Consider the following 22,432-nt stretch of genomic DNA (forward strand, 5'->3'; position numbering starts at 1 on the left):
CTTGACGAGAACCCATCGTAGGACCCACCCCCGACACGAACGAGGGTCCTCCGGCCGGGTCAGACCCCGGCGGCCTTCCGGTAGAGCGCAACCGCTTCCAGCTGCGAACCGACCTCGAGCTTGGTGAGGACCGCCCGGATCTGGGTGCGGACGGTCGCCAGCGACACCACGAAGTGGTCGGCGACGGCCTGGGCGCGCTTCCCGCCGGCCAGCAGGGCCAGCACCTCGCGCTCCCGCTGGGTGAGCTTGGAGAGCTTCGCGTGCAGGTCGTGGCGCTCGCGCTCGCGGTCGCGGAACAGCTTGATGAGCTGCTCCCGGCGGCCCGGCGGCATCACCGAACGCCCCACCCGTGCCTCGCGGATCGCGTTGAGCAGGGCCGGGAACGGCGCGTTCTTCGGGACGAACACGAACCCGCCGGCCTCCAGCGCCGCGCCGACCCGGCCGGCGTCCGAGCTCCCGGACAGGACCACGACCCGCCAGCCGATCTCGACCAGCGGGCCGACCAGCCGGGAGCCGTCGATCCGGTGACCCTCCGGGTCCCGCCCGAGGTCCAGGTCGAGCACGATCAGCCCCGGCCCGGTGCGGCGGGCGTGCTCGAGCACGCCGGCGGCCGTGCGGACCGGCAGGAAGGTGGCGTCCTCACCCTCGACGCGCAGGTTCAGCGCGAGGGCCGAGCCGACCAGCTCGTGGTCGTCGACGATCAGGATCGGGCTCGCGGTGGCCATCGGCGAGGCCACTCCCGGGGATCGCGACATACGGACACCTTAGAACCGGCCGGTGGTCCGTCGTTCCACCGACCGGTCCAGCCCGCGTCCGCCATCCGGCCGTGGGCCGGTGACGGGGAGAGGGCGGTTCAGCCCCGGGTGCCGGCCTGGTCGGCCAGCATCCGCAGGCCGGAGAGCAGCCCGCCGAACAGGTCCCCCTCCTTGAAGGAGGCGACCATGCTCATGAGCGCGAGCTTCGCGCCCCGGTCCGGGAGGCGGACCTTCGCCTCCGCACCGGTGACGATCTCCAGCCGGCGCTGCTCCGGGCTGACCGCGACGAGGACGGCCTCGTCGTGGCCGTCGACCCGGCCGTGCAGTTCGACCGCGGTCGCCCGCGCGTCCGTACCCAGGTCGCCCAGGTACAGCGCGAACCGCAGCCCGGTCTCCCGGCTGGTGAGGGTCAGCGCGTCGTCCAGCCGGGCGAGCTGCACCGGCGTGAACGGATGGTCGGACTGCTTGGGCTCGTGGAACTCCTCGGCCACCGACAGCCGGCCCGAGTTCGTCACGACCGCGCCCTCGGGCAGCTCGTCCTCGTTGCCCTCGAAGACGGCGACGCTACCACCGGCCACCGGTACCTCCTCGCTCGTCGCTGCCGCCGACCGGGGCGTGCGGCGCGTGGTGGCCGGCGCCGGCCGGGTTGGCGATCCAGAACAGGGGCTCGTACGGCCACGGCTCACCCGCCTCGTGGCGGGGGCGGCCGCTCCGGTTGCGCACCGCGATCCCGATCCAGATCGCGAGGTACAGCACCACCGGCGCGACCACGAACACCAGCAGGGTTTCGACGACGGTCACGGGATGAGAACCTATCCGATCGCTCCGCCCGGCACGTGCTCAGGTGTCCGATCCGACAGGCGCCCGGACCGGATCGCGCGCAGCAGCGCGTCGTGGTCGGCCTCGGTCTGGTCGGCGTAGGCCCTGGCGAACGTGCAGAGGGCGTCGGCGACCTTGCCGCCCCGGCCGACGTACCCGGCGATCATGGAGGCCCCGGACGTCCGCGCGTGTCCCTTGGCCAGCAGTTTCCCGCAGACGTCGGCGTAGTCGGCCAGGGCGGGCGCGTCCAGCTTGTCCGGGACGATGGCGCCCTTCATGTCGCGGAACTGGCGGACGTAGTACTGGCGGCCGTTGACCGTCGTCCAGCCGAGCAGCGGGTCGGAGACGGTCTGCAACGCCTGCTGGTACTCGACGACCCGCTGGCCCTGGTGGGCGTGCCAGGCCTCGTCGCCGTGCACGTACGGCGCGATCACGGACCGGCGGGCCTGCTTGAGCTGCAGGAACAGCACGTCGTCCGGGCTGGATCCCTCGCAGAGCACCAGGTAGGCGCGCAGGCCGACCGAACCGACGCCGACGACCTTGTGGGCGACGTCGGTGGCGTGGTAGCCGCCGAGGATCCGGGCCCAGTGCGGCGGCAGCGTGGCGAGGTAGTCGTCGAGGGCGGCCAGGATCCGCTCGGTGTGTTCCTCGTCCGGGTGGGTGATCAGCGGCGGCTCGGTGACGATCCGGCGCTCGCCGCCGTCGTCGGTGACGAACCGGGGCAGCGCGCGGTCGCTGGTCCGGCTGCGGGCCCGCTCGGCCGCCTTGTCGATCGCGTGGCGGGACTTCGCGTGGCCGGCGTCGGAGCGGAGCGCGTCGACGTCCATGATGTCGAACGACCGGGCCAGCAACGGCTGCTCGGCCAGCGTCCGCAGGTGCTCGGCGTAGGCGTGCACGCAGCGGGTGACGGCCTCCGCGCACTGCCGCTCCCCCGCGCCGGAGTCCCTGCCGGCGACCCAGGTGGAGGCGACGAGCCGGCGCAGGTCCCACTCCCAGGCGCCGGGGTGGGCCTCGTCGAAGTCGTTGAGGTCGAAGACGAGCTCGCGCTCCGGGGACGCGTAGAACCCGAAGTTCCCGAGGTGCGCGTCACCGCAGATCACCGGGCGGATCCCGGTCGCGGTCAGCACCGCGAAGTCGGCGGCGTGCAGGGCCGCCGCACCCCGAAGGAACGCGTGCGGGGAGGCGCTCATCCGCTGGATCCGCAGCGGCACGAGCTCGGGCACCCGGCCGGCGTTCGTCAGCTCGACGAGATCGATCGGGTCGACCCGCCGCAACGCCGACGACCAGGACGCCAGCCGCGACCGGGGTGCGGACCGCCGCAGGTCCTTACCGATCCGGTACCGCTCCTCCCGCGGTGTGGAGCGGCGGTGCAGCGAGCCGAACGAGTCCCGGTCCGACCCGGCGAGCACGAGGTGCGAGGTCACGCCCGCGTTTCTACACCCACGCGGTGCCGATGCGCGCTCCGCGAAGCTCCGCGCTCGCGGCGCTTTCAGGCGTTCCGGCGACCGAGGGCGCGGTAGGCCCATCCCGCCGCCTCCCAGGCCTCCCGGTCGAGTGCGTTGCGCCCGTCGAGCACCCGCCGGGTCCGCACGACCTTCCCGAACGTCGCCGGGTCGAGCTCGCGGTACTGCCGCCACTCGGTCAGCAGCAGCACCACGTCGGCGTTCTCCGCGGCCTCCTCCGGCGACGCGACGAAGTCGAGCTGGCCCCAGTGCTTGCGCACGTTGTCGCCGGCCGCCGGGTCGGTGACCCGCACGTCGGCGCCCTGCAGCTGCAGCTGGGCGGCCACGTTCAGCGCCGGCGAGTCCCGGATGTCGTCCGAGTCCGGTTTGAACGCCGCCCCGAGCACCGCGATCCGCTTGCCGAGCAGCGAGCCGTCGCACACCTGCCGGGCGAGCTCCACCATCCGGATCCGGCGCCGCATGTTGATGTTGTCGACCTCGCGCAGGAAGGTCAGCGCCTGGTCGGCGCCCAGCTCACCGGCCCGCGCCATGAACGCCCGGATGTCCTTGGGCAGGCAGCCCCCGCCGAACCCGAGGCCGGCGTTGAGGAACTTGCGGCCGATCCGGTCGTCGTGCCCGATCGCGTCGGCCAGCTGCTTGACGTCCGCGCCGGTCGCCTCGCACAGCTCCGCCATCGCGTTGATGAACGAGATCTTCGTGGCCAGGAACGAGTTCGCCGCGGTCTTCACCATCTCCGCGGTCGCGTAGTCGGTGACGACCTTCGGGGTGCCCTCGGCGACGATCGTCGCGTACACCCGGTCCAGCAGCGCCTCCGCGTCGACCGTCCCGTCGAGTCCCGACAGCGCGGGGACCCCGTAGACCAGCCGGTCCGGGTGCAGCGTGTCCTGCACGGCGTAGCCCTCGCGCAGGAACTCCGGGTTCCACGCCAGCGCCGCCCCGGGCACCCGCTCGGCGACCCGCTCGGCCAGCCGCGCCGCGGTCCCCACCGGGACCGTGGACTTGCCGACCAGGAGCTCCCCCGGGCCGAGCACGTCCAGCAGCGACGACGTCGCCGCCTCCACGTAGGTCAGGTCGGCCGCGTACTCGCCGCGGCGCTGCGGGGTGCCGACGCACAGGAAGTGCACCGCGGCACCGGTCGCCGCCGCGATGTCGGTGGTGAAGGTGAGGCGCCCCGAGTCGAGGGCGCGGCGCAGCAGGTCGGAGAACCCGGGCTCGAAGAACGGCACCCGGCCGGCGGCGAGGAACTCGACCTTCTCGGCGTCGGTGTCGACGCCCACGACCTCGTGGCCCAGCTCGGCCATCGACGCCGCGTGCACGGCGCCGAGGTAGCCGCAGCCGACGACCGAGATCCGTAACGGCGGGGTGCGCTCCGACATGGGCGGAGACTAACCGCCGGCCCGGAGCTGCGCGTACCGGGCGTCGCAGGCTTTGCGCGTGGGTAACAGCCCGGTGTCCAGCGCGTGCGCCACGGTCACGGCGTCGCGGTCCTTCGCCGACAGCACCGGCTCCAGCCCCTCGGCCCACGGCAGGGCGAGGTCCGGGTCGAGCGGGGAGACGCCGTGCTCGGCGGCCGGGTCGTAGGGGGTCGAGCACAGGTACCCGACCACCGCGCGGTCGGTGAGGGCCTGGAAGGCGTGCCCGAGGCCCTCGGCCAGGTAGACGGCCCGCGGGTGCGCGGCGTCGAGCTCGACGACCTCGTGCCGGCCGAACGTCGGCGACCCCACCCGCAGGTCCACGACCACGTCCCGGACCGCGCCCGCCGCGACGTAGAGGTACTTGGCCTGCCCGGGTGGCACGTCGGCGAAGTGCACCCCGCGGATCACGCCGCGCCGGCTCACCGACTGGTTGGTCTGGGCGACCTGCAGGTCGAACCCGAGCGCCGCGCGGAACGCCGGGCCCTGGAACGGCGCGGTGAACGAGCCCCGGTCGTCGGGGAACGTGGTGGGCTCGAACAGCCAGGCGCCGTCGATGCCGAGCTCGGTCGCCTTCACGCCCACCAGCTCCGGTGCTCCCGGTACCAGGCCACGGTGTCGGCCAGGCCCTGCTCGAACGGGACACGCGGGGCGTACCCCAGCTCGTCGCGGATCTTCGACCAGTCCACCGAGTACCGGCGGTCGTGGCCCTTGCGGTCCGGGACGTGCTCGACGCGGGACCAGTCGGCGCCGACCGCGGCCAGCAGCCGCCCGGTCAGCTCGCGGTTGGTCAGCTCGGTCCCGCCGCCGATGTTGTAGATCTCCCCGGCCCGCCCCTTCGCCGCGACCAGCGCGATCCCGTGGCAGTGGTCGTCGACGTGCAGCCAGTCGCGGACGTTGCCGCCGTCGCCGTAGAGCGGCACCCTCCCGCCGTCGAGCAGCCGGGTGACGAACAGCGGGATCACCTTCTCCGGGTACTGGTAGGGGCCGTAGTTGTTCGAGCAGCGGGTGATCACCACGTCCAGCCCGTGGGTGCGGTGGTAGCTGCGCGCCAGCAGGTCGCTGCCGGCCTTCGCGGCGCTGTAGGGCGAGTTCGGTTCCAGCGGGTGGTCCTCGGGCCACGAGCCGTCCTCGACGGAGCCGTACACCTCGTCCGTCGAGACGTGCACGAACCGGCCCACGCGTGCGTCCACAGCGGCCTGCAGCAGCACCTGGGTCCCGACCACGTTGGTGGTCACGAAGTCCGCCGCCCCGGCGATCGAGCGGTCCACGTGGGTCTCCGCCGCGAAGTGCACGACCAGGTCCGCGCCGGGCAGCACCTCGGCGACCCGCCGCGGGTCCCGGATGTCACCGCGTTCGACGCGCAGCCGCGGCGAGTCCGCGACCGGCGCGAGGTTCTCGGCCCGCCCGGCGTAGGTGAAGGCGTCGAGCACGACGACCTCGGCGGTGTCGTACCCCGGGTAGCCCTGCCCGAGCAGGGTGCGCACGAAGTGCGAGCCGATGAACCCGGCTCCCCCGGTGACCACGATCCGCACCCGGACCTCCTTCATCCCGCGTCCGGCCAGCGTGTCAGAGTCGGCGGGTCGGACGACGAGGAGGTGGGCACGTGCGCGCCTGCGTGCTGGGGGCCCGGGGGCAGCTCGGGCGGGCGCTGGTCGCGGCCCTGCCGGACGCGGTGGCGCTGGGCCGGGACGACCTCGACGTCGGCGACCCCGACGCCGTCGCCGCGCACGACTTCTCCCGGTACGACGTGGTGTTCAACGCGGCCGCCTACACCGCCGTCGACCGGGCCGAGACCGAGCCTGCCGCCGCCTGGCGGGTGAACGCGCTCGGTCCCGCGCACCTCGCCGCCGCGGCCGCCCGGCACGGCGTGACGCTGGTGCACGTCTCCACCGAGTACGTCTTCGACGGCACCGTGCCCGGCCCGATGCCCGAGGACACCCCGCTCGCGCCGCTCGGCGTGTACGGCGCCTCGAAGGCCGCCGGCGAGCTGGCGGTGCGGGCCGCGCCCCGGCACCTGGTCGCCCGCACCAGCTGGGTGGTCGGCGACGGCGGCAACTTCGTCGCGACGATGGCCCGGCTCGCCCGCGACGGGGCCTGCCCGGCCGTCGTCGACGACCAGGTGGGCCGTCCGACGTTCGCCGGTGACCTCGCCGCCGCGCTGGTCGCCCTCGCCGGCCGCGGGGAGACCGGCACCGTCCACGTGACCAACGACGGCGAACCGGTCAGCTGGTACGGCCTGGCCACCGAGGTGTTCGCGCACTGCGGCCGCGACCCGGGTGACGTCCGGCCGGTCACGACCACCGAGTACGCCGCCGACAAGGCGCACCTGGCCCGCCGGCCCGCGAACTCGGTGCTGGACCTGAGCCGGCTGACCCTGTCCGGGGTGGCGATGCCGCCGTGGCGGGACGCGCTCGCCCGGCACCTGGGGGCGGCCCGGTGAAGGGCATCGTCCTCGCCGGCGGCACCGGCAGCAGGCTGTTCCCGCTGACCCGGGCGGTGTCCAAGCAGCTGCTGCCGGTCTACGACAAACCGATGATCTACCACCCGCTGACGACGCTGATGCTGGCCGGCATCCGGGAGATCCTGCTGATCTCCACCCCGCACGACCTGCCCGGCTTCCAGCGCCTCCTCGGCGACGGCTCCGACCTCGGCCTGCAGCTGACCTACGCGGCCCAGGAGCAGCCGCGCGGGCTGGCCGAGGCGTTCGTCATCGGCGCCGACCACGTCCGCGGCGGCCCGTCGGCGCTCGTGCTGGGCGACAACATCTTCCACGGCGCCTCGTTCGGTGACCTGCTCCGCCGCCAGGTCGCCCGGGTCGCCTCCGGTGACGCCGGCTGCGTGCTGTTCGGCTACCCCGTCCGCGACCCCGAACGCTACGGCGTCGGCGAGGCCGACGACGACGGGAAGCTGATCTCCATCGAGGAGAAGCCCGCGCACCCCCGCTCCGACCGGGCCATCACCGGCCTCTACCTCTACGACGACCAGGTCGCCGACATCGCCGCGAAGATCGAGCCGTCGGCCCGCGGCGAGCTCGAGATCACCGACGTGAACCGCGCCTACCTGGAGCAGGGCCGCGCCCGGCTGCAGGACCTCGGCCGCGGGTTCGCCTGGCTCGACACCGGCACCCACGAGTCGCTCATGGAGGCCGGCCAGTACGTCCGCGTCCTGGAGAACCGCCAGGGCGTGCGGATCGCCTGCGTCGAGGAGGTCGCCCTGCGGATGGGGTTCATCGACGCCGACGCCTGCCATGCGCTCGGCGCGCGGCAGGCGGGCTCCGGCTACGGCGAGTACGTCATGCAGGTGGCCGATCAGTTCCGCCGCCCGCGCTGACAGGGTGAGTGCCGTGAACGAGCCGACGCCCGTGCGGCGCTTCCAGCACGCCCTGTTCCGGATCGGTCAGTGGCTGCTCGGGCACCGCGGCGGCCCGGAGGGCGACATCGAGCCGGGCCTGGCCGTCGTCGGGAAGGACGCCGGGCCCCGGCACGTCCGGCTGTGGATCGGGACCCTGGTGCACGGCTGCGACGCCGACACCCTGACCGCCACGGTGACCGTCACCGGCGGGGCCGGCGACGCGACGGTCACGACGACGCTGCTGCGGTTCGGCTTCGACAGCGAGCGCGCCGTCACCGGCTGGAAGCCGACGACCCGGTTCTTCCACGGACACGTCGTCGTCGACCACCTGGCGCCGGACGCCTGGGGCGAGGCGACCGTCGAGCTGGCGCCGGCGCCCGGTCTGCGCGAGGAGCACTGCCGCGCGTCCTGCCGGGTGCGCACGCTGCCCGCGCGGATCCCGGTCGGCGGCGCGCTGACCGCGCTGGTCGGGTCCTGCTACGACGCCGACACCGACTCCACCAACGCGCTCGACACCGCGTTCCGGACCCTGCGCGACCGGGTCGCCGCACCGGACCTGACGCTGCTCACCGGCGACCAGGTCTACGCCGACGCGCCCGCGAAGTTCTACGGCACGATGGCCCGCCGCACCCCGCGCACCTACGGGCTGCTCGAGTACTGGACGTCCTGGGGCATGCAGACCTACGGACACCGGCGCCGTGTCCACAAAGGGATGGGCGCGCTGCTGCGCCACGGCCCGCACTGGTTCCTGCCCGACGACCACGAGTTCTGGAACAACTGGCCGCACGCCTCGGTGACCGCGCGGCACTCCTACGCCAACATCGCGCGCGCCGGGCGCGGCGGGCTGCGGCGCCGGCTCGCGGTGCTGCGCCACGAGAGCGGGACGGAGGTGCCGGTCCCGGAGGACCCGGGCCCGCCGCCGTCGGACCCGCTGGTGCAGAGCTACCACCCGGTGCACCCCGACGAGTGGGACGCGTGGGGCCGCGCCGCGTTCGACCTGTTCGGCTCGTTCCAGACGCCGAGCGTGCGCGACCGCGACACCGGCCGGATCACCCGCGGCGAGCTCGACGACACCGACCCGCACCGCCCCCCGCGCCACGACCCGCGGGGCGAGGTGCACCGGCCCCTGAACCAGGTCGTGCAGCGGATCGACCTCGACCAGGTGCAGGTCGTCCTGCTCGACACCCGCACCCGCCGCACCCGGCAGACCGAGGACCCCCGCTACTCGAGCTTCGTCGACGACGCCGCGGTCGACCGGGTGCTGGCCATCGCCGCCGACGCCCCGGTCCTCGTGCTGGTGAGCCCGCAGCCGATGCTCGTCCCGCCGTACCGGACGCGGCTGCGCGAGCGCCCGATCGGCGCCCGGGTGGAGAAGGCGCTCGACGTCGGGATCGCCGACTACCCCGACCAGTACGCCCGGCTGTGGGACGGCCTGGTGACCGCCCGGGACGGACGGCCGACGGTCACCGTCGGCGGCGACATCCACTCCAGCTACGTGGGTCACGCGCCGTCGCTGCCGCTGCTGGAGGTCGTGTCGTCACCGATGTCGCTGGTCGCCGGCTCCACCCTGTTCGAGACCCTGTTCGCGATGCCGGCCCGCCTGTTCCGCGCCATGTCGGGTGGTTCGGCGACCCGCGACCCGTACGCACCGGGTGCCCCGCTGGCCCGGGTCGGGGACCTGCGCAGCCGCGGCGTGCCGCTGCTGCGGCCGGACGACACGGCGGTGTCGCTGGACGGGCTCGGCCGGGGCAACCCGGAGGCGCTCGGGCTGCTCTCGCTGTCCCGGCCGGAGGAGCACCGGTTCGTCCTCACCGCGGCGCTGCACCGGCGGGCGTCGCTGGTGGCGGGGCACACCCGTGGTTCGCGGGAGGTGACGGTCGAGCTGCGCACCGACCGGCGCGGGCCGGAGGCGATGGGTGTCCCGGAGGTGATCCGCCGGGAGCCGTGACGGGGCGTGGCCGGGGAGCCGCCCCGCCGACCGGCGGGGCGACGTCCGGCGTGCTCGAGCGACCGGGTTACCAAGCGTGCACACGGGGTGCCGTGTGGACGGTCTCGGCGGCAACAGCCGGTTGTCGGCTGCTGACGCAGACCCACGGCCCCCTTACCTTCTCGCGGCGTGCTTCGCGTGGGTGCCCGATGGCTCGAACCGGAGACTCCGGCCGGGAGGGCGAGCCTTCTCCTCCGGCTCGACCTTGGCCTGCCGACGTCCCGGCGAGGATTGGTGTACTCCCTCCGCCCGTCGTCGGCAAGTCACGGCTGCGCGCACCCGGCGAGCTCGTTCTCCGGGAGGAGGCGTGGACCGTCCGGTACGGCTACGGTCGCCGCCATGGGGGATCTGCTGCTCAGCGAGGAACTGCTGCTCCTCGGCCTGCACGACGAGACCGGCAAGCCCGACGGCTGGTTCCAGCCGAGCACCTTGCACGGCGCGCTGCTCTGCGACCTGATCGAGCGGGGCGCGGTCACCGTGGACGGGAAGAAGCGGCTGCACCCGGGCGACCGGGCGCCCGAGCACCCGGCCCTGCGGGCGGTCCACGAGACCATCGCCGCCGACGCGAAGCCGCGCACGGTGGCGCACTGGACGGGCGCGCTCCCGTGGAAGCATGCCAAGCCGGCCGAGCTCGTCGCCGCGCGGCTGGTCGACGACGGCGTCCTCACCCGGGAGGAGGGGAAGGTCCTCGGGATCTTCCGCACCACCCGGCTCCCCGAGGCCGATCCGCGGCCGGAACGCGCCCTGCGCGAGCGGCTGCGCGGGATCCTGGTCACCGGGGTGGAGCCGGACGCGCACGACGCCCTGCTCGTCACGCTGCTGAACACGACGTCGCAGGTGCGGGCGGCGCTGTCCGACGTGGACTCCGAGCAGCGGAGGGCCGGGCTCCGGCGGGCGAAGGAGATCGCGAAGGGGCTGAAGGACAACCCGGTCGTCAAGGCCCAGTACGACGCCGCGATGGCCGCGGTGATGGCGAGCGTCGTCACCACCACGGTCGTGGTGACGGCCGGATCCGGCTGATCGAGCCGGGGGCCGTGACGCGGCTCGTGGCCGGGTTCCGCGGCGGGCCGGGGCCGTCACCGTCCTGGTGACGACCGGGACGGGAGGCCGGCGTCGAGCCCGGGGGCGAGCCGGAGCAGCCGCGCGACCGATGCGGCGTGCCCTCCGGCGCGGGCGGCGTCCAGTGCCGTGGCGGCGAGCCGGTCGGCGTCCGCTGCCCCTTCTGCCACGGCCAGCTCGACGGCGGCGAGCCGGGCCTCGTAGTGGCCCAGCGCGGGCCCGGTGGCGAGCGCGCGGCGCACGAGCGGTGCCGCGGGTGCGAGCCGGCCGGTCTCGACGGCGACCAGCGCGGCGCGGGCGGCGGCCCACGAGGCGAACAGGGCGAGATCGTCGCCGGCCGCGGCGGCGGAGGCGGCGTAGGCCGCGGCGGCGTCGTCGAGCCGGCCGCGGGCCTCCAGCGCGATCCCCCGGGCGCGGTGCGCCGTCGCGGTCCAGCCGCGGTGGCCGAGGGACCGCGCGAGCCGCAGCGCCTCGACGGCGTCGGCCTCGGCCTCCTCCCCCCGGCCGAGCGCGGACAGCGCCTCGGAGCGATGCCACAGGGCGTAGGCCTGCGCCTCGGGGGCGTCGAGATCCCGGGCGATCCGCAGCGCCGCCGAGGTCTCGGCGAGCCCGTCGGCAGGGCGTCCGTGGAACACCAGCCCGTGCCCGCGGGTCGAGCGCGGGGTGACCACCCGCAGCAGGTCGCCCGACTCGGTGAACAGCTGCGCGACCCGCTCGAACACCGCGAGGGCCGGGACGATCCGGCCGTCGAGGAACGTGGCCATCGCCCGGCCGTCGAGGATCCGGGCCACCCCGCGTTCGTCACCGAGCCGGCGGAACAACGCCAGGGCCGCGTCGGCCCGCTCGGTGGCCCGCTCGGGCCGCCCGAGGTTCATGTCGAGGATCGCGGCGGTCTCCAGCGCGACCGCGCGGGCGGCGTCGTCGTCCGCCGCACCGATCAGCGCCAGCTCGGCGAGGTCGGCGGCGCGGTGCGGGTCCTGCGCACCGGAGGTGAGCATGGCCAGGCGGGCCAGCCGCCGCGCCCGGTTCCCGCCGGTGGACAGGGGCACCGCGGCGCGCAGGTCGGCGAGCGCGCCGGCGAGGTCGCCGTGTGCGGCCCGCGCCTCGGCCCGCACGTCGAGCAACGTGGCGCGGACGGGCGGGCGCGGATCGAGCGCGAGCCCGGCGTCGGCGAGCGTGCGGGCCTCCCGGGTGGCATGGCCGTCGAGCGCGCCGGTCGCGGCGGACGCGTACGCGGCTGCGGCCGCCGCGGCGTCACCGGACTCCCGGTGGTGCCGGGCGATCTCGGACGGGTCGGCGTCGCCGGTCTCCAGGGCACGGGCCAGCGCGCCGTGCAGCCTCGCTCGCTCGCCGGCGGGCAGCCCGGCGACGACGGTCTCGCCGACCAGGTCGTGCGCGGTGGTCCAGCCACGCCCGCCGAGCCGCAGCAGCCCCGCGTCCGCCAGCCCGGCCAGCTCGTCCATGGTCGCGGCCTCGCCGTGTCCGGTGGCTGCGGCGACGGTGCGGGCCGGGGCCTCCCTGGCCAGCAGGGCGACCACGGCGAGTGTGTCCGCGCCGGCGGCGTGCCGCTCCACGCGGCGGTGGATCGCCCGGCGCTGGCCCGCGCGCCCGAGGTCGACCGCCAGCCCGGCCACGTCGTGCTCGCGCGGGTGCCAGCCGTCGGGACCGGCGTCGACCGCGTCCCGCGTGACCAGCTCGCGCAGTACCTCGGCGACCGCGAACGGCGTGCGGTCGGTCGACTCCCCCAGCGCCTGCGCGAGCTCGGCGTTGCCGACGAGCGCGCCCAGCGCCGATGCGGAGAGCGGCCCGAGCGGCACGTCGGACATCTCCCGGACCGCACGCAGGTCTGCCAGCACCCCCGGGCGCAGCTCGTCGGGGCGGAACGCGAGGACGGCGGCCAGCCGCGGCAGCCGGGCCAGCGCGCTGCCCAGCAGGCCGAGGCTGGACGGGTCGGCCCATTGCAGGTCGTCGACGACGAGGAGCGCGTCGGCCGCCGCCGCGGCCTCCAGCATCCGCACTCCGCCGGCGAGCTGCAGGGCGCGGCGGGTCTCGCCGTCGAGCACGACGGGACGGCCGCCGAGCTCGGGCAGCAGCCCGGCCAGCGCGTCGCGGGCCAGTGCCGGGACCGCGGCGGCCACGGCGTCGTCGACGGCCAGGGCCGCGCGCAACAGCGACCCGGCCAGTCCCCAGGCGTCGGCCAGCTCCGGCAGGACGGCGCGTGCGGCGACCACCGGCCGCCCGGAGCGGCGGACCACCTCGGCCAGCAGCCGGGACTTGCCCACGCCCGCGACCCCGGCCACGGCCGCGACCCCGCCCGCCGCGAGGGTCCGGTGCACGGCGGCGAGCTCGGCGTCCCGGCCGACGAAGGGCAGCTCCCCGAACGCCGACGGCGACGCCTGCCCGGTCGGCGGCAGGTCCCCGTGCAGCAGCGACCGCTGCAGCGCCGCGGCCCGCGGCGACGGGTCGACGCCCAGCTCGTCGGCCAGCGCCCGGCGCAGGTCGGCCAGCCGGGCCAGTGCCCCCGCCCGGTCGCCGGCCGCGGCCAGGGCCCGGGCGAGCACGAGCACCGCCGGTTCCCGCAGCGGGTCGGCGGCCACCGCCCGAGCCGCGTGCCCGGCGGCGGCGCCCGGGTCCCCGAGGGTCAGCGCCGCCTCGGCGGCGGCCTCCAGCGCCTCGACCCGGGCCCGCAGCAGCCGCTCGCGTGGCTCGCGGGCCCAGTCGGCGTAGGTGTCCTCGGGCAGCGGCTCACCCCACAGCTCCAGCGCGACGGTCGCCGCACGCAGCGCGCCCGCCGGATCCGCTGCGGCAGCGCGGCGGGCCCGCGCCGTCGCCGCCAGGAACTCCTCGGCGTCCACCGTGCACGGACCCAGCGCGTACCCGCCCGGCCCGGTGACCACGAGCCCCGGGTCGCCGACGGCGGTGCGCGCCCGGTGCACCAGCACGTTGAGGTTTCCTGCCGGGTCGGCCGGTACCCGGTCGGGCCAGAGGGCGTCGGCCAGGACGTCGTGCGGGACCAGGTCGGGGCGCCGGACGGCCAGCAGCCGCAGCAGGGTCCGTACCTTGCGGCCGCCGAACGCCGGCGGCGGCACCTCGACGCCGGCACGGAGGACGCGGAACCGCCCGAGCAGCTCGAGGCGCGTTCCGGCCATCCGCCCATCGTCCTCGCCCGCCAGCGAGCTGCAAGGTCCTCGCCAGGCCGGCTGCCTAGCGTCCACGGCACCCGATTCCGAGAGCGGAGGGCATCATGAACATCCCCTACGAGCAGTCGGACTTCGCCAGCCCCGACGAGACCCGCGAGTTCCCGCACGGCAGCCTCGACCTGGTGCGCATCGGCGGTGGCGAGGTCGGCCGGCTGACCCTGCAGCCGGGCTGGCGGTGGTCGAACGACGTCAAGCCGCTCGCCGGCACCGACTGGTGCGAGGCGCCCCATTTCCAGTACCACGTGGCCGGGACGCTGCGCGTGCGGTCCCGGGACGGGCAGGAGTTCGACGCGACGCCGGGCCAGGTCACCGCGCTGCCGTCCGGGCACGACGCCTGGGTGGTCGGGGACACGCCCGTCGTCGTGATCGACTGGAACGGGGTGTCGCACTACGCGCAGCAGGAGGAACGATGACGACCGCCTCCGCGACCGCGCTCGACGCGGTAGGGCGGTTCACCACCGCGTTCGACGCCAAGGACGTCGACGCCGTCATGGCCGCGATGACCCCGGACTGCGTCTTCGAGGACACGACACCACCCGACGGCCGGCGGCACGTGGGAGCGCAGGAGGTCCGCGCCGCCTGGGAGGCGCTGTTCGCGAGCTCGCCCGGCGCCGTGTTCGAGACCGAGGAGATGTTCGCGGCCGGCGACCGCGTCGTCGCCCGGTGGCGCTACACGTTCGCGGGCGGCCATGTCCGGGGCGTCGACGTCTTCACGGTCCGGGACGGGCGGGTCGCCGGGAAGCTGTCGTACGTGAAGGGGTGACGCTCCCGAGCCGTCGAGTCCGACCCGTAACCCGGTCCGGAGGGGGTGCGAGTACCGCATGCCGATCGGTGCCCGACGGAGCCCAGGAACGGCGCACCGGCGGCTCCGAAGGGAGCGCATCATGAGCAACGTCGACAAGCACCGGGACGCGCACGAGGCGTTCAACCGCCGGGACTGGGACGAGGTGATCCGCGATTTCGCCCCGGACGCCGAGTACGTCGACCACCCGCGCGGGCTGACCGTCAAGGGCGCCGGGCAGTTCGTGGACTACCTGCGTTCCGGCTGGGTCACCGGGTTCTCGGACGCCGCGGTCACCGACGTCCGCTACACCGAGGGCGCCGACCGCAGCATCGCCCAGTTCACCGGGACCGGGACCAACGACGGCGCGCTCGGCCCGATGCCGGCCACCGGCCGCAGCATGAGCATGCCCTTCTGCGAGATCATGAGCTACGACGCCGACGGCCGGATCGTGCGCGGCGAGCTGTACTACGACCAGGTCAGCATGCTGGTCCAGCTCGGGCACATGCCACCGCCGCACGGCTGAGCCGGCCCGGGCCGGTTTGGTGGACCGGCCCCTGGCCACGACCGCGGCGGCCGACGCAGGTCGCCGCGGCCGGTCGTGCCTGGCCTCCTGCCGCCGGGCGGCGCTCGCCCGGAACCCGGCTGCGTCCCGGCAGGTTCGCGACCGCGCCCGGATCGCCAGCCCGTAACCCGGGGCCGGGAGCCGGCGAGTTCGGCAGCGACCGGCCGACCAGACGGAGGCGTGATGACCAGGTACGTGCTGTTCTTCTCCTACACCCCCGAAGCATGGCGCAAGATGATCGACAATCCCGGGGATCGCGCCGCCGCGGCGCGGGCCGTGCTGGAGCCCGTCGGCGGCACGTTGGAGTCCCTCTACTTCATGTTCGGGGAGACCGACGGGATGGCGATCTGCGACGTCCCGGACGCCGAGGCCGCCGCTGCGGCGGCGATCGCGGTGGCGAGCAGCGGGGCGTTCCGCAACGTCCGCACCCACGAGTTGATCGAACCGGAACGGTTGCGCTCGGTGCTGGGCAAGGCCGGCCAGGCAGCGGGTTCCTATCCAGCACCGGGGACCTGACCCCGGAAGGTCCGACCGAGCACGAACGGGCACCGGTGCGGCAGCCGCGTCGAACGAGGGCGGCTGGTCAGCGCCGCCAGGTCACGTGCGTGACGTGGGGTGTGGTCCGGGACGACAACGGCCGGAGCGACAGCTCACCCACCCCGTCGAAGATCCGCAGCCCCTCCCCCACCGTGATCGGCGCGATGTGCAGCCGTAGCTCGTCGACGAGCCCCGCGCGCAGGCCGGCGTTGATCGTGGTGGGGCCGCCGGCGATCGCGACGTCCCCGTCGCCCGCCGCGCGCACGGCCTGCGCGACCGCGGCCTCGACGCCGTCGGTGACGAAGTGGAACGTCGTCCCGCCGTCCATCTCCACCGACTCCCGCGGCCGGGAGCAGACCACGAAGACGGGGCCGTGGTAAGGCGGCTCGGGGCCCCACCAGCCCGTCCAGTCGAGATCCCACTCCCCGCGGTCGGGGCCGAACATGTGCCGGCCCATGACATACGCGGCCGGCGCGGTCATCGCCGCGAGCTCGTCGGCGTTGTCGTCGGGGTGCTCGAACATCCACGCGTGCAGCTGCTCGGCGTCGCCCAGCCGGCTGCCGAACGGGTGCTCCCGGGTCTGGTCCTCGCCGGCGGCGATCAGATCCAGCGAGACGGACAGGTCCACGGTCACGGCCATCGTGGCGTTCTCCTCCGTGCGTTCGGTCAGGTCGCCGCGGGCGCGGGGCGCGCGGCCGCGGTGTTGCGCCGGGCGAGCCAGGCGATCGGGAGGAACAGCCAGAAGCCCGACACCGGGGTGAGCAGCACGCCCCACAGGCCGGTCGCCGCCATGGCCGGGGCGAACCCGCGGGGCACCCCGTCACCGCGCCGCTCCGCCGCCGTCACCCCCGCCCCGACGAGCCCCAGCAGCAGGCCCGCGGTCGCGTACCAGAAGGCCGCACCGCGCACGGTCGCCTGCGCCGGGTCGGCGTCGAGGGCTCCGAGCACGCCGGCGTCGACGATGCTGCGGGCCGAGTCGCGGTAGACCACCGGTGTTGCGGCCACGTGGACCGCCGCGAGCACCACCGTCCAGAACCCCGCGCACCTCGACAGCTTCATGCCGCCGCCCTTCTGTCGATGCCGTACCATACCTCATGGTATGGCCGATCGGAGGTCCTGGCGATGCGCCGACCGCGTGAGAGCGCCCCGGCGGCGACACCGCGGCGCCGGTGGCTCGACGCGGGCCTCGACCTCCTGGCGACGTCCGGCATCACCGCCGTGACCATCGAGGCGCTCTGCGAGCGGCTCGGCCTGAGCAAGGGCTCCTTCTACCACCACTTCGCGGGCATGACCGGCTACCGGACCGCGCTGCTGGAGCACTTCGAGGAGCGCGAGACCCGGGCGTTCATCGACCTCGTCGAGGAGCTCCCGGCGGCCGACGGCACGGAGAAGCTGCGCGCGCTCGTCCGGGCGATCGTGGCGGACGACGCCCACGACACCCTCGAGCCGCGGGTCCGCACCTGGGCCGGCCAGGACGACGAGGCGCGCCGGCATCTCGAGCGTGTCGACCGCACCCGCGTGGCGTACGTCCGGCGGCAGTGCCGGGCCGCCATCGACGACACCGAGCTCGCCGACGACGTCGCGACGATGATCTATCTCGTCATGGTGGGAGCCGGGCACACGGTGCCGCAGGTGCTCGTGGCGGAGCAGGCGCGCCTGTGGGAGCGGTTGATCGAGGTTCTGGAGGCGCGGGGCGGGGAGCGCGACGAGCCGTAGTGCGACGCCCGTGAGCCGGAACCGACCCGGCCACGCCCCACTCGCCTCCTGGTCGAGACCAACATTCATGACACGCAGTTGCCAGTGCGGCCGTCGTACACCCTTTCAGTCGAGGCACGCACCCCGTTTGGCCCAACCACGCCTGGAATGTCGCTCCCCTCCGTAACACCCTGCGCGATGGTCACGACCGTCACCGCGCCCCACGCGGGCACGACACCATCCACCAGACGGCCCGCTGGGCTGCGCTCCGCCGACGAACGAAAGGGCGGGACATGACTGATCCGACCGGATGCACCCGTGTGGCGGTGGTCGGTTACGGCTACTGGGGGTCGAAGCACGTCCGTGTCCTCAGCACGCTTCCGGGCGTCGAGGTGATGGTGGTGGATGCCGACGACGACCGGCTGGCGGAAGCAGCTGCCCAGTATCCGGCGGCCGAACGCTGCCGGTCCCTCGACTACGCCCTCGACCGCGTGCACGCCGTCGTCGTCGCGGCCCCGCCGGGTTCACACGCCGAACTCGCGCGTACCGCGCTCTCGGCGGGTCGGCACACGCTCGTCGAGAAGCCCCTGACGACGAGCGTCGAGGACGCCGAGGATCTCGTCGACCTGTCCCGGCGAAGCGGTGCGCTGCTGATGACCGGGCACACCTTCGAGTACAACCCGGCGGTCTGGAAGCTGAAGGAGGTGGTCCGGAGCGGCGAGCTCGGCCGGGTCCTCTACATCGACGCTCAGCGACTGAGCCTGGGCCGGTACCAGGCGGATGTGGACGTCGTGTGGGACCTCGCGCCGCACGACATCTCCATCGTGTCATTCCTGCTCGACGAGATGCCGTCCGCGGCATCGGTATGGGCCAAGCGAAATCTCGGGGTCCGGCACTCCGACATGGCGTACCTCCGCCTCGATTTCGAGACGGCCCGGACACACGCGTTCGTCCACGTCAGCTGGCTCAACCCCCGGAAGGTCCGCACGATCACCGTCATCGGCGAGCGGAAGATGGCCGTCTACGACGACATGTCCGACAACGAGCGGATCCGGATCTACGACATCGGGGTCGACCCGGCCTGCATCGACGACCCGAGCGCGGCCCATTCGGTGCCGATGACCTATCGGACGGGGGACATCGTCTCGCCCTTCGTCCCGTTCCGGGAACCGCTCCTGGTGCAGGACCAGCACTTCATCGACTGCGTCCGCACCGGTGCGGAGTGCCGGACCCCCGGAGAGCGCGGGCTCGACGTCGTTCGCGTGCTGTCCGCGGCCGACCGGGCGACCATGCTCGGCGAGCCGGTCCGCGTGCGCGACTTTCGGAGTCATCAGCGATGTGCACGCCAACCTGCCCGCCCTACGCACCGCGATCGACGGGCTCCGCAGGATCGGCGTGGACGGGTGGCTGTGCGCGGGCGACGTCGTGGGCTACGGGCCGCACCCCCATGAATGCATCGAGACCATCGCCGAGCTCGGTGTCGTCTGCGTCGCGGGCAACCACGACCTGATTGCCGTCGGCGCGCTCGACGACGGCGGCGCCGGCCCACTGGCCCGCCGGTCCCTGCGCTGGACGCGCAACGTCCTCCGGGTGGAGCACCGTGCGTGGCTTGCGGCGCTGCCGCGGTCGATCGACGGCACCGACTTCGTCCTTGCCCACGGAGCTCCCGCCGACCCGCGCGAGTACGTCCGTGACCGGTCGCGTGCCCGGGAGCTCCTCGAGGATCTGCCGGGGCCGGACGTGCGCGCGCTCGTGCTCGGCCACACCCACCGGTCATGGGTGTGCACTACCGGGGCGACACTCGTGCGCGCGCACGACGGGCGCCGTGACGTGACGGTGAGGCCGGACCCGGGCGGGCCCGTCCTCGTCAACCCGGGCGCGGTCGGCCAGTCGAGAAACCTGGAGCGACGGCCGCTGGTGCGGTTCGCCGTGGTCGACACCGACCGCAACGAGGTGCGGCTGCGGGCCGAGCCGTACGACCCGACGGCGACGTTGCGGGCGCTGCGAGCCGTCGGGCTACCAGCGGTCGTGCAGCGCCGCCCTCGTCCGTGGCGATACGTGCGCCGACACGCCCGGCGTGCGGGAGCACCGAGGCCATGATTGCGCACCGTCAGGAGAAGAGCTTCTCCTGCTCCTCCCGCAGCGCATCGATCAGCCGCCCCGGGGGCAGCGTCACGTCGTCGTAGGTGAGCACCGCGTCCTTGGCGACGTCGCGGGTCAGCACGCATCCCTCGGCGACGCCCATCGGCAGCAGCCGCTCCGAGCGGGTCACCGGCGAGGCCTCCGCGACGCCGTAGGTGTCGTAGCCGCCCAGCCCGTCGAGCGTGTGCCCGGCCTTCAGGTCCTGCTTGGCGGTGGCGACGACGTCGACCCGCTGCCCACCGGACGGGGTGAGCGCGGCGTCGGCGAAGTCCACGGCCCGCACGATGGTGTTCGGGACCTCGAAGTGGCACAGGTGGTACGGCGTGTAGAAGCTGTACAGCGGGCCCTCGCCGAGCTTGTACAGGTTCAGGTAGTGCCGCTGCTTCGGGTCGTCGTGGGTGCCGAGCACGTAGACGCCGGGGCCGGGTTTGGCCCCGACCACGTAGTCCACGACCCCACCCAGCGCGCGGAGCTCGTCGACGTCGTACAGCTGGGTCAGCTCGTCGACGTGGCCGTGGTGGTCCCGGCCGTACATGCCGCGCTTGCCGACGGTGAACCCGTGCGCGTTGGCCACGATCGCCTGCTCGAACGACACCTTGGTGCCGTCGGCGAAGCTGGTGACCATGTACGGGTCCTGGCCCCACTTCTCGGCGAACGCCTTCTGGGTGGTGGGGGTGCGGTACTCGTCCTGCAGGCCCTTGATGTTGCCCGCGACCAGCGGGGTCACGCCGAGGCCCTTCACGAACCGCAGCAGGTTCCCCTGGACGCCCGGCTGGTCTCCGTCCGCCCCGGTGAGCACGACGCCGGCCTCCCGCGCCCGGTGCGCGAGCAGCGGGCCGACGGTGCCGTCCAGCTCGGCGTTCATGGTGACGACCGGCAGGCCCCGCTCGATCGCGGCGACGGTGACCTGGGCGCCGAACTCGACCGCGCCGGTGACGTCGACGAGCACGTCGATGTTCTCCGCCGCGAGCAGCGCGAACGCGTCACCGAGGACGGCGGGGGTGCCCGCGGCGATCGCGGCCTCCACCTCGGCCGTCGTGGAGACCTCGGTGGGCTCCAGGCCCGCCTCGGTGTAGGCCCGGACGGCGGTCGGCACGGTCCGGTTCGCGATCGCGACGACGTCCATGCCCGGGGTCGAGTTGACGATCTGGTTGACCAGGCCGCGGCCCATGAAGCCGGCCCCGACCAGGCCGACGCGGATCGGCCGGTTCTCGGCGGCGCGCTTGGCCAGTGCGGTGTCCAGGATGATCATCGGCGGGCTCCGGAGAGGGTGTCGGCGAAGTCCGGGTTGTCGGCCAGCAGCGGCCAGTTGGCGTCCTTGTCGGACACGGTCGTGACCTCGACCGGCCACTCGACACCGATCGTCGGGTCGTTCCAGCGCAGGCCCCGCTCGGCGCCCGGGGTGTACGGCGTGGAGACCTGGTAGATCGTCGTCGCGTCCGGGGTGAGGGTCAGGTAGGCGTGCGCGAAGTTCCGCGGCACGTACATGGCCCGGTAGTTGTCCTGGGACAGCTCGGCCCCGAACCACTGCAGGTAGGTGTCCGAGTCGGGCCGCAGGTCGACGATCACGTCGTAGATCGCGCCACGGACGCAGCGGATGACCTTGACCTCGGCGTTGGGCTCCAGCTGGTAGTGGAAGCCGCGCAGCGTGCCCGCCTCGTGGTTGTACGAGAGGTTGCACTGGGTGATCGTGGGGTCGAGCCCGGCGTCGACGAACTCCTGCTCGCAGAACGCGCGGGCGAAGAACCCGCGGTCGTCCTCGAGGCGCTTGAGGTCGATCAGCGCCGATCCGGGGAGCGTGGTCGGGTGGATGTCCATGTTCCTAGGGTCGCCCATCCCGGCGGAGGCGTTGCTCCCGCCCCGCACTTCGTGAGCGACGGTACAGGTGCCGGGCGCCCTCCGGAGCCGGGCGCTCACCGGGGCGGCACGTCGTAGGCTGGCCGTGACGTGGACGACGCCTCTCTGATCCGGTACCGCCTGGACGCCGCAGCCACGACGGCGGTCGCGACGGCGGTGCTCGCGCTGCTCGCCGTCCGCTACCACGGTGTGACCGGGCCGGACCGCTGGGACCTCCTGGTCGACGCGGCCGTCGTGTCCGCCGCGGGCGCCTGGTCGGACGCATTGCGCCCGACGATCCTCGTGCTCGGACCGGTCGGCACGACCGGGATCTGCGCGCTGCTGGCCCTGGTCGCGGCCGCCCGCCGGATGTGGCGGTGCGTCGCCCTCGCCACCGCAGGGCCCGTGGCCTGCGGCGCGGCGGTCCTGCTCCTGCAACCCGCGATCGGCCGGACCCTCAACGGCGGGGACGCACTGCCCAGCGGGCACACCACGGCCGCGGTGTGCACCGCGATGGTCGTGCTGCTCGTCGGCCCCCGGCTGGCCGGGCGCCGGGTTCCGCGGGTGGCGGGCGCACCGGTCGTCGTCGCGGTGACCGTGATCATGGGAACGACGCTGATCACGAACGGGCTGCACGTGCCGAGCGACATCCTGGCCGGTGCCGTCGCCGGCGTCGCCGGCGTCCTTTCGACCGCGTTCCTCATCGACCGAATAGCCGAAAGACAGCACGCAAAAGGGCCGCGAATTTCGGACTGATCGGACCATCCGCATCGAGCTACATTCTGCCGTTCAGCCTCATCCGGAAAAAATGACCTGAGCACGCTAAC

The 22,432-nt window shown here is 74.1% G+C and carries 24 protein-coding genes; 12 read left to right on the forward strand and 12 right to left on the reverse strand.

The genetic code is table 11. The features are described 5' to 3' along the window. Window positions 1-59: 59 nt before the first annotated feature. The 7 genes from H7X46_RS20615 to rfbB all read right to left on the reverse strand — a co-directional run bounded on the left by H7X46_RS20615 (window position 60) and on the right by rfbB (window position 5,984). Window positions 60-725 (reverse strand): response regulator transcription factor, encoded by a 666-nt coding sequence (locus tag H7X46_RS20615; protein ID WP_186360961.1) that lies wholly within the window; start codon window positions 723-725, stop codon window positions 60-62. A 128-nt stretch (window positions 726-853) separates the two neighbouring features. Then, window positions 854-1,333, reverse strand: a complete 480-nt coding sequence (locus tag H7X46_RS20620; protein WP_186360962.1) for a DUF5130 family protein — start codon at window positions 1,331-1,333, stop codon at window positions 854-856. Continuing rightward, window positions 1,320-1,556: a hypothetical protein gene (locus H7X46_RS20625; protein WP_186360963.1), complete on the reverse strand. Its 237-nt coding sequence runs from the start codon at window positions 1,554-1,556 to the stop codon at window positions 1,320-1,322. Before H7X46_RS20625 ends, H7X46_RS20620 begins: the two co-directional genes overlap by 14 nt. A gap of 11 nt (window positions 1,557-1,567) precedes the next feature. Continuing rightward, window positions 1,568-2,998 carry a DUF2252 domain-containing protein gene (locus H7X46_RS20630; RefSeq protein WP_186360964.1) on the reverse strand — a complete coding sequence of 477 codons (1,431 nt, stop codon included), beginning with the start codon at window positions 2,996-2,998 and terminating at the stop codon, window positions 1,568-1,570. A gap of 65 nt (window positions 2,999-3,063) precedes the next feature. After that, window positions 3,064-4,413, reverse strand: coding sequence for a UDP-glucose/GDP-mannose dehydrogenase family protein (locus tag H7X46_RS20635; RefSeq protein ID WP_186360965.1), 1,350 nt, complete (start codon window positions 4,411-4,413; stop codon window positions 3,064-3,066). Between the two features lie 9 nt (window positions 4,414-4,422). Further along, window positions 4,423-5,028 carry a dTDP-4-dehydrorhamnose 3,5-epimerase family protein gene (locus H7X46_RS20640; RefSeq protein WP_186360966.1) on the reverse strand — a complete coding sequence of 202 codons (606 nt, stop codon included), beginning with the start codon at window positions 5,026-5,028 and terminating at the stop codon, window positions 4,423-4,425. Then, complete coding sequence (gene rfbB, locus H7X46_RS20645) at window positions 5,025-5,984, reverse strand: dTDP-glucose 4,6-dehydratase (RefSeq protein ID WP_186360967.1); 960 nt, start codon at window positions 5,982-5,984, stop codon at window positions 5,025-5,027. The genes H7X46_RS20640 and rfbB overlap by 4 nt, the downstream gene beginning before the upstream one ends. Window positions 5,985-6,055: 71 nt before the next feature. Between rfbB and rfbD the strand changes: the two genes are divergently transcribed. From rfbD to H7X46_RS20665, 4 genes are all read left to right on the forward strand, one after another. After that, window positions 6,056-6,892, forward strand: coding sequence for a dTDP-4-dehydrorhamnose reductase (rfbD, locus tag H7X46_RS20650; protein WP_186360968.1), 837 nt, complete (start codon window positions 6,056-6,058; stop codon window positions 6,890-6,892). Then, window positions 6,889-7,782 (forward strand): glucose-1-phosphate thymidylyltransferase RfbA, encoded by an 894-nt coding sequence (gene rfbA / locus H7X46_RS20655; RefSeq protein ID WP_186360969.1) that lies wholly within the window; start codon window positions 6,889-6,891, stop codon window positions 7,780-7,782. Before rfbD ends, rfbA begins: the two co-directional genes overlap by 4 nt. Before the next feature lie 13 nt (window positions 7,783-7,795). Then, the gene (locus tag H7X46_RS20660; protein ID WP_186360970.1) at window positions 7,796-9,751 is read left to right on the forward strand and encodes a hypothetical protein; all 1,956 of its coding nucleotides are present in this window, start codon (window positions 7,796-7,798) and stop codon (window positions 9,749-9,751) included. A 378-nt stretch (window positions 9,752-10,129) separates the two neighbouring features. Continuing rightward, a complete protein-coding gene (locus tag H7X46_RS20665) occupies window positions 10,130-10,810 on the forward strand; it encodes a GPP34 family phosphoprotein (protein WP_186360971.1) in 681 nt (226 codons plus the stop codon). A gap of 56 nt (window positions 10,811-10,866) precedes the next feature. Here the strand turns inward: H7X46_RS20665 and H7X46_RS20670 are convergent, their stop codons facing one another. Further along, window positions 10,867-13,998: a BTAD domain-containing putative transcriptional regulator gene (locus H7X46_RS20670; protein WP_186360972.1), complete on the reverse strand. Its 3,132-nt coding sequence runs from the start codon at window positions 13,996-13,998 to the stop codon at window positions 10,867-10,869. Between the two features lie 95 nt (window positions 13,999-14,093). Between H7X46_RS20670 and H7X46_RS20675 the strand changes: the two genes are divergently transcribed. The 4 genes from H7X46_RS20675 to H7X46_RS20690 all read left to right on the forward strand — a co-directional run bounded on the left by H7X46_RS20675 (window position 14,094) and on the right by H7X46_RS20690 (window position 15,911). Beyond that, complete coding sequence (locus tag H7X46_RS20675) at window positions 14,094-14,462, forward strand: cupin domain-containing protein (RefSeq protein WP_186360973.1); 369 nt, start codon at window positions 14,094-14,096, stop codon at window positions 14,460-14,462. After that, the gene (locus H7X46_RS20680; protein ID WP_186360974.1) at window positions 14,459-14,812 is read left to right on the forward strand and encodes a nuclear transport factor 2 family protein; all 354 of its coding nucleotides are present in this window, start codon (window positions 14,459-14,461) and stop codon (window positions 14,810-14,812) included. The genes H7X46_RS20675 and H7X46_RS20680 overlap by 4 nt, the downstream gene beginning before the upstream one ends. 121 nt (window positions 14,813-14,933) lie before the next feature. Next, a complete protein-coding gene (locus H7X46_RS20685; protein WP_186360975.1) occupies window positions 14,934-15,356 on the forward strand; it encodes an ester cyclase in 423 nt (140 codons plus the stop codon). A gap of 222 nt (window positions 15,357-15,578) precedes the next feature. Beyond that, window positions 15,579-15,911 carry a GYD domain-containing protein gene (locus tag H7X46_RS20690; protein WP_186360976.1) on the forward strand — a complete coding sequence of 111 codons (333 nt, stop codon included), beginning with the start codon at window positions 15,579-15,581 and terminating at the stop codon, window positions 15,909-15,911. Window positions 15,912-15,978: 67 nt separating this feature from the next. On the opposite strand, the gene H7X46_RS20695 is transcribed toward H7X46_RS20690, so the two are convergent. Next, complete coding sequence (locus H7X46_RS20695; RefSeq protein ID WP_186360977.1) at window positions 15,979-16,572, reverse strand: dihydrofolate reductase family protein; 594 nt, start codon at window positions 16,570-16,572, stop codon at window positions 15,979-15,981. A 26-nt stretch (window positions 16,573-16,598) separates the two neighbouring features. After that, entirely contained in the window at window positions 16,599-16,991 is a 393-nt protein-coding gene (locus H7X46_RS20700; RefSeq protein WP_186360978.1) for a DUF6463 family protein, read from the reverse strand. A gap of 63 nt (window positions 16,992-17,054) precedes the next feature. Between H7X46_RS20700 and H7X46_RS20705 the strand changes: the two genes are divergently transcribed. The 3 genes from H7X46_RS20705 (at window position 17,055) to H7X46_RS20715 (ending at window position 19,727) form a co-directional block, all read left to right on the forward strand. Continuing rightward, the gene (locus H7X46_RS20705) at window positions 17,055-17,648 is read left to right on the forward strand and encodes a TetR/AcrR family transcriptional regulator (protein WP_186360979.1); all 594 of its coding nucleotides are present in this window, start codon (window positions 17,055-17,057) and stop codon (window positions 17,646-17,648) included. Window positions 17,649-17,920: 272 nt separating this feature from the next. After that, window positions 17,921-19,078, forward strand: a complete 1,158-nt coding sequence (locus H7X46_RS20710) for a Gfo/Idh/MocA family protein (protein ID WP_255426182.1) — start codon at window positions 17,921-17,923, stop codon at window positions 19,076-19,078. Then, window positions 18,966-19,727, forward strand: coding sequence for a metallophosphoesterase (locus tag H7X46_RS20715; protein ID WP_186360980.1), 762 nt, complete (start codon window positions 18,966-18,968; stop codon window positions 19,725-19,727). The genes H7X46_RS20710 and H7X46_RS20715 overlap by 113 nt, the downstream gene beginning before the upstream one ends. Before the next feature lie 10 nt (window positions 19,728-19,737). Here the strand turns inward: H7X46_RS20715 and H7X46_RS20720 are convergent, their stop codons facing one another. After that, entirely contained in the window at window positions 19,738-21,021 is a 1,284-nt protein-coding gene (locus H7X46_RS20720) for an NAD(P)H-dependent oxidoreductase (protein WP_186360981.1), read from the reverse strand. After that, window positions 21,018-21,587 carry a dTDP-4-dehydrorhamnose 3,5-epimerase gene (rfbC, locus tag H7X46_RS20725; protein ID WP_186360982.1) on the reverse strand — a complete coding sequence of 190 codons (570 nt, stop codon included), beginning with the start codon at window positions 21,585-21,587 and terminating at the stop codon, window positions 21,018-21,020. Before rfbC ends, H7X46_RS20720 begins: the two co-directional genes overlap by 4 nt. Before the next feature lie 129 nt (window positions 21,588-21,716). On the opposite strand from rfbC, the gene H7X46_RS30835 reads away from it, so the two are divergent. Beyond that, window positions 21,717-22,361: a phosphatase PAP2 family protein gene (locus H7X46_RS30835; RefSeq protein ID WP_186360983.1), complete on the forward strand. Its 645-nt coding sequence runs from the start codon at window positions 21,717-21,719 to the stop codon at window positions 22,359-22,361. Window positions 22,362-22,432: the final 71 nt, after the last annotated feature.

Source organism: Pseudonocardia sp. C8 (assembly GCF_014267175.1).
In the GTDB taxonomy this organism is placed as follows: Bacteria; Actinomycetota; Actinomycetes; order Mycobacteriales; family Pseudonocardiaceae; genus Pseudonocardia.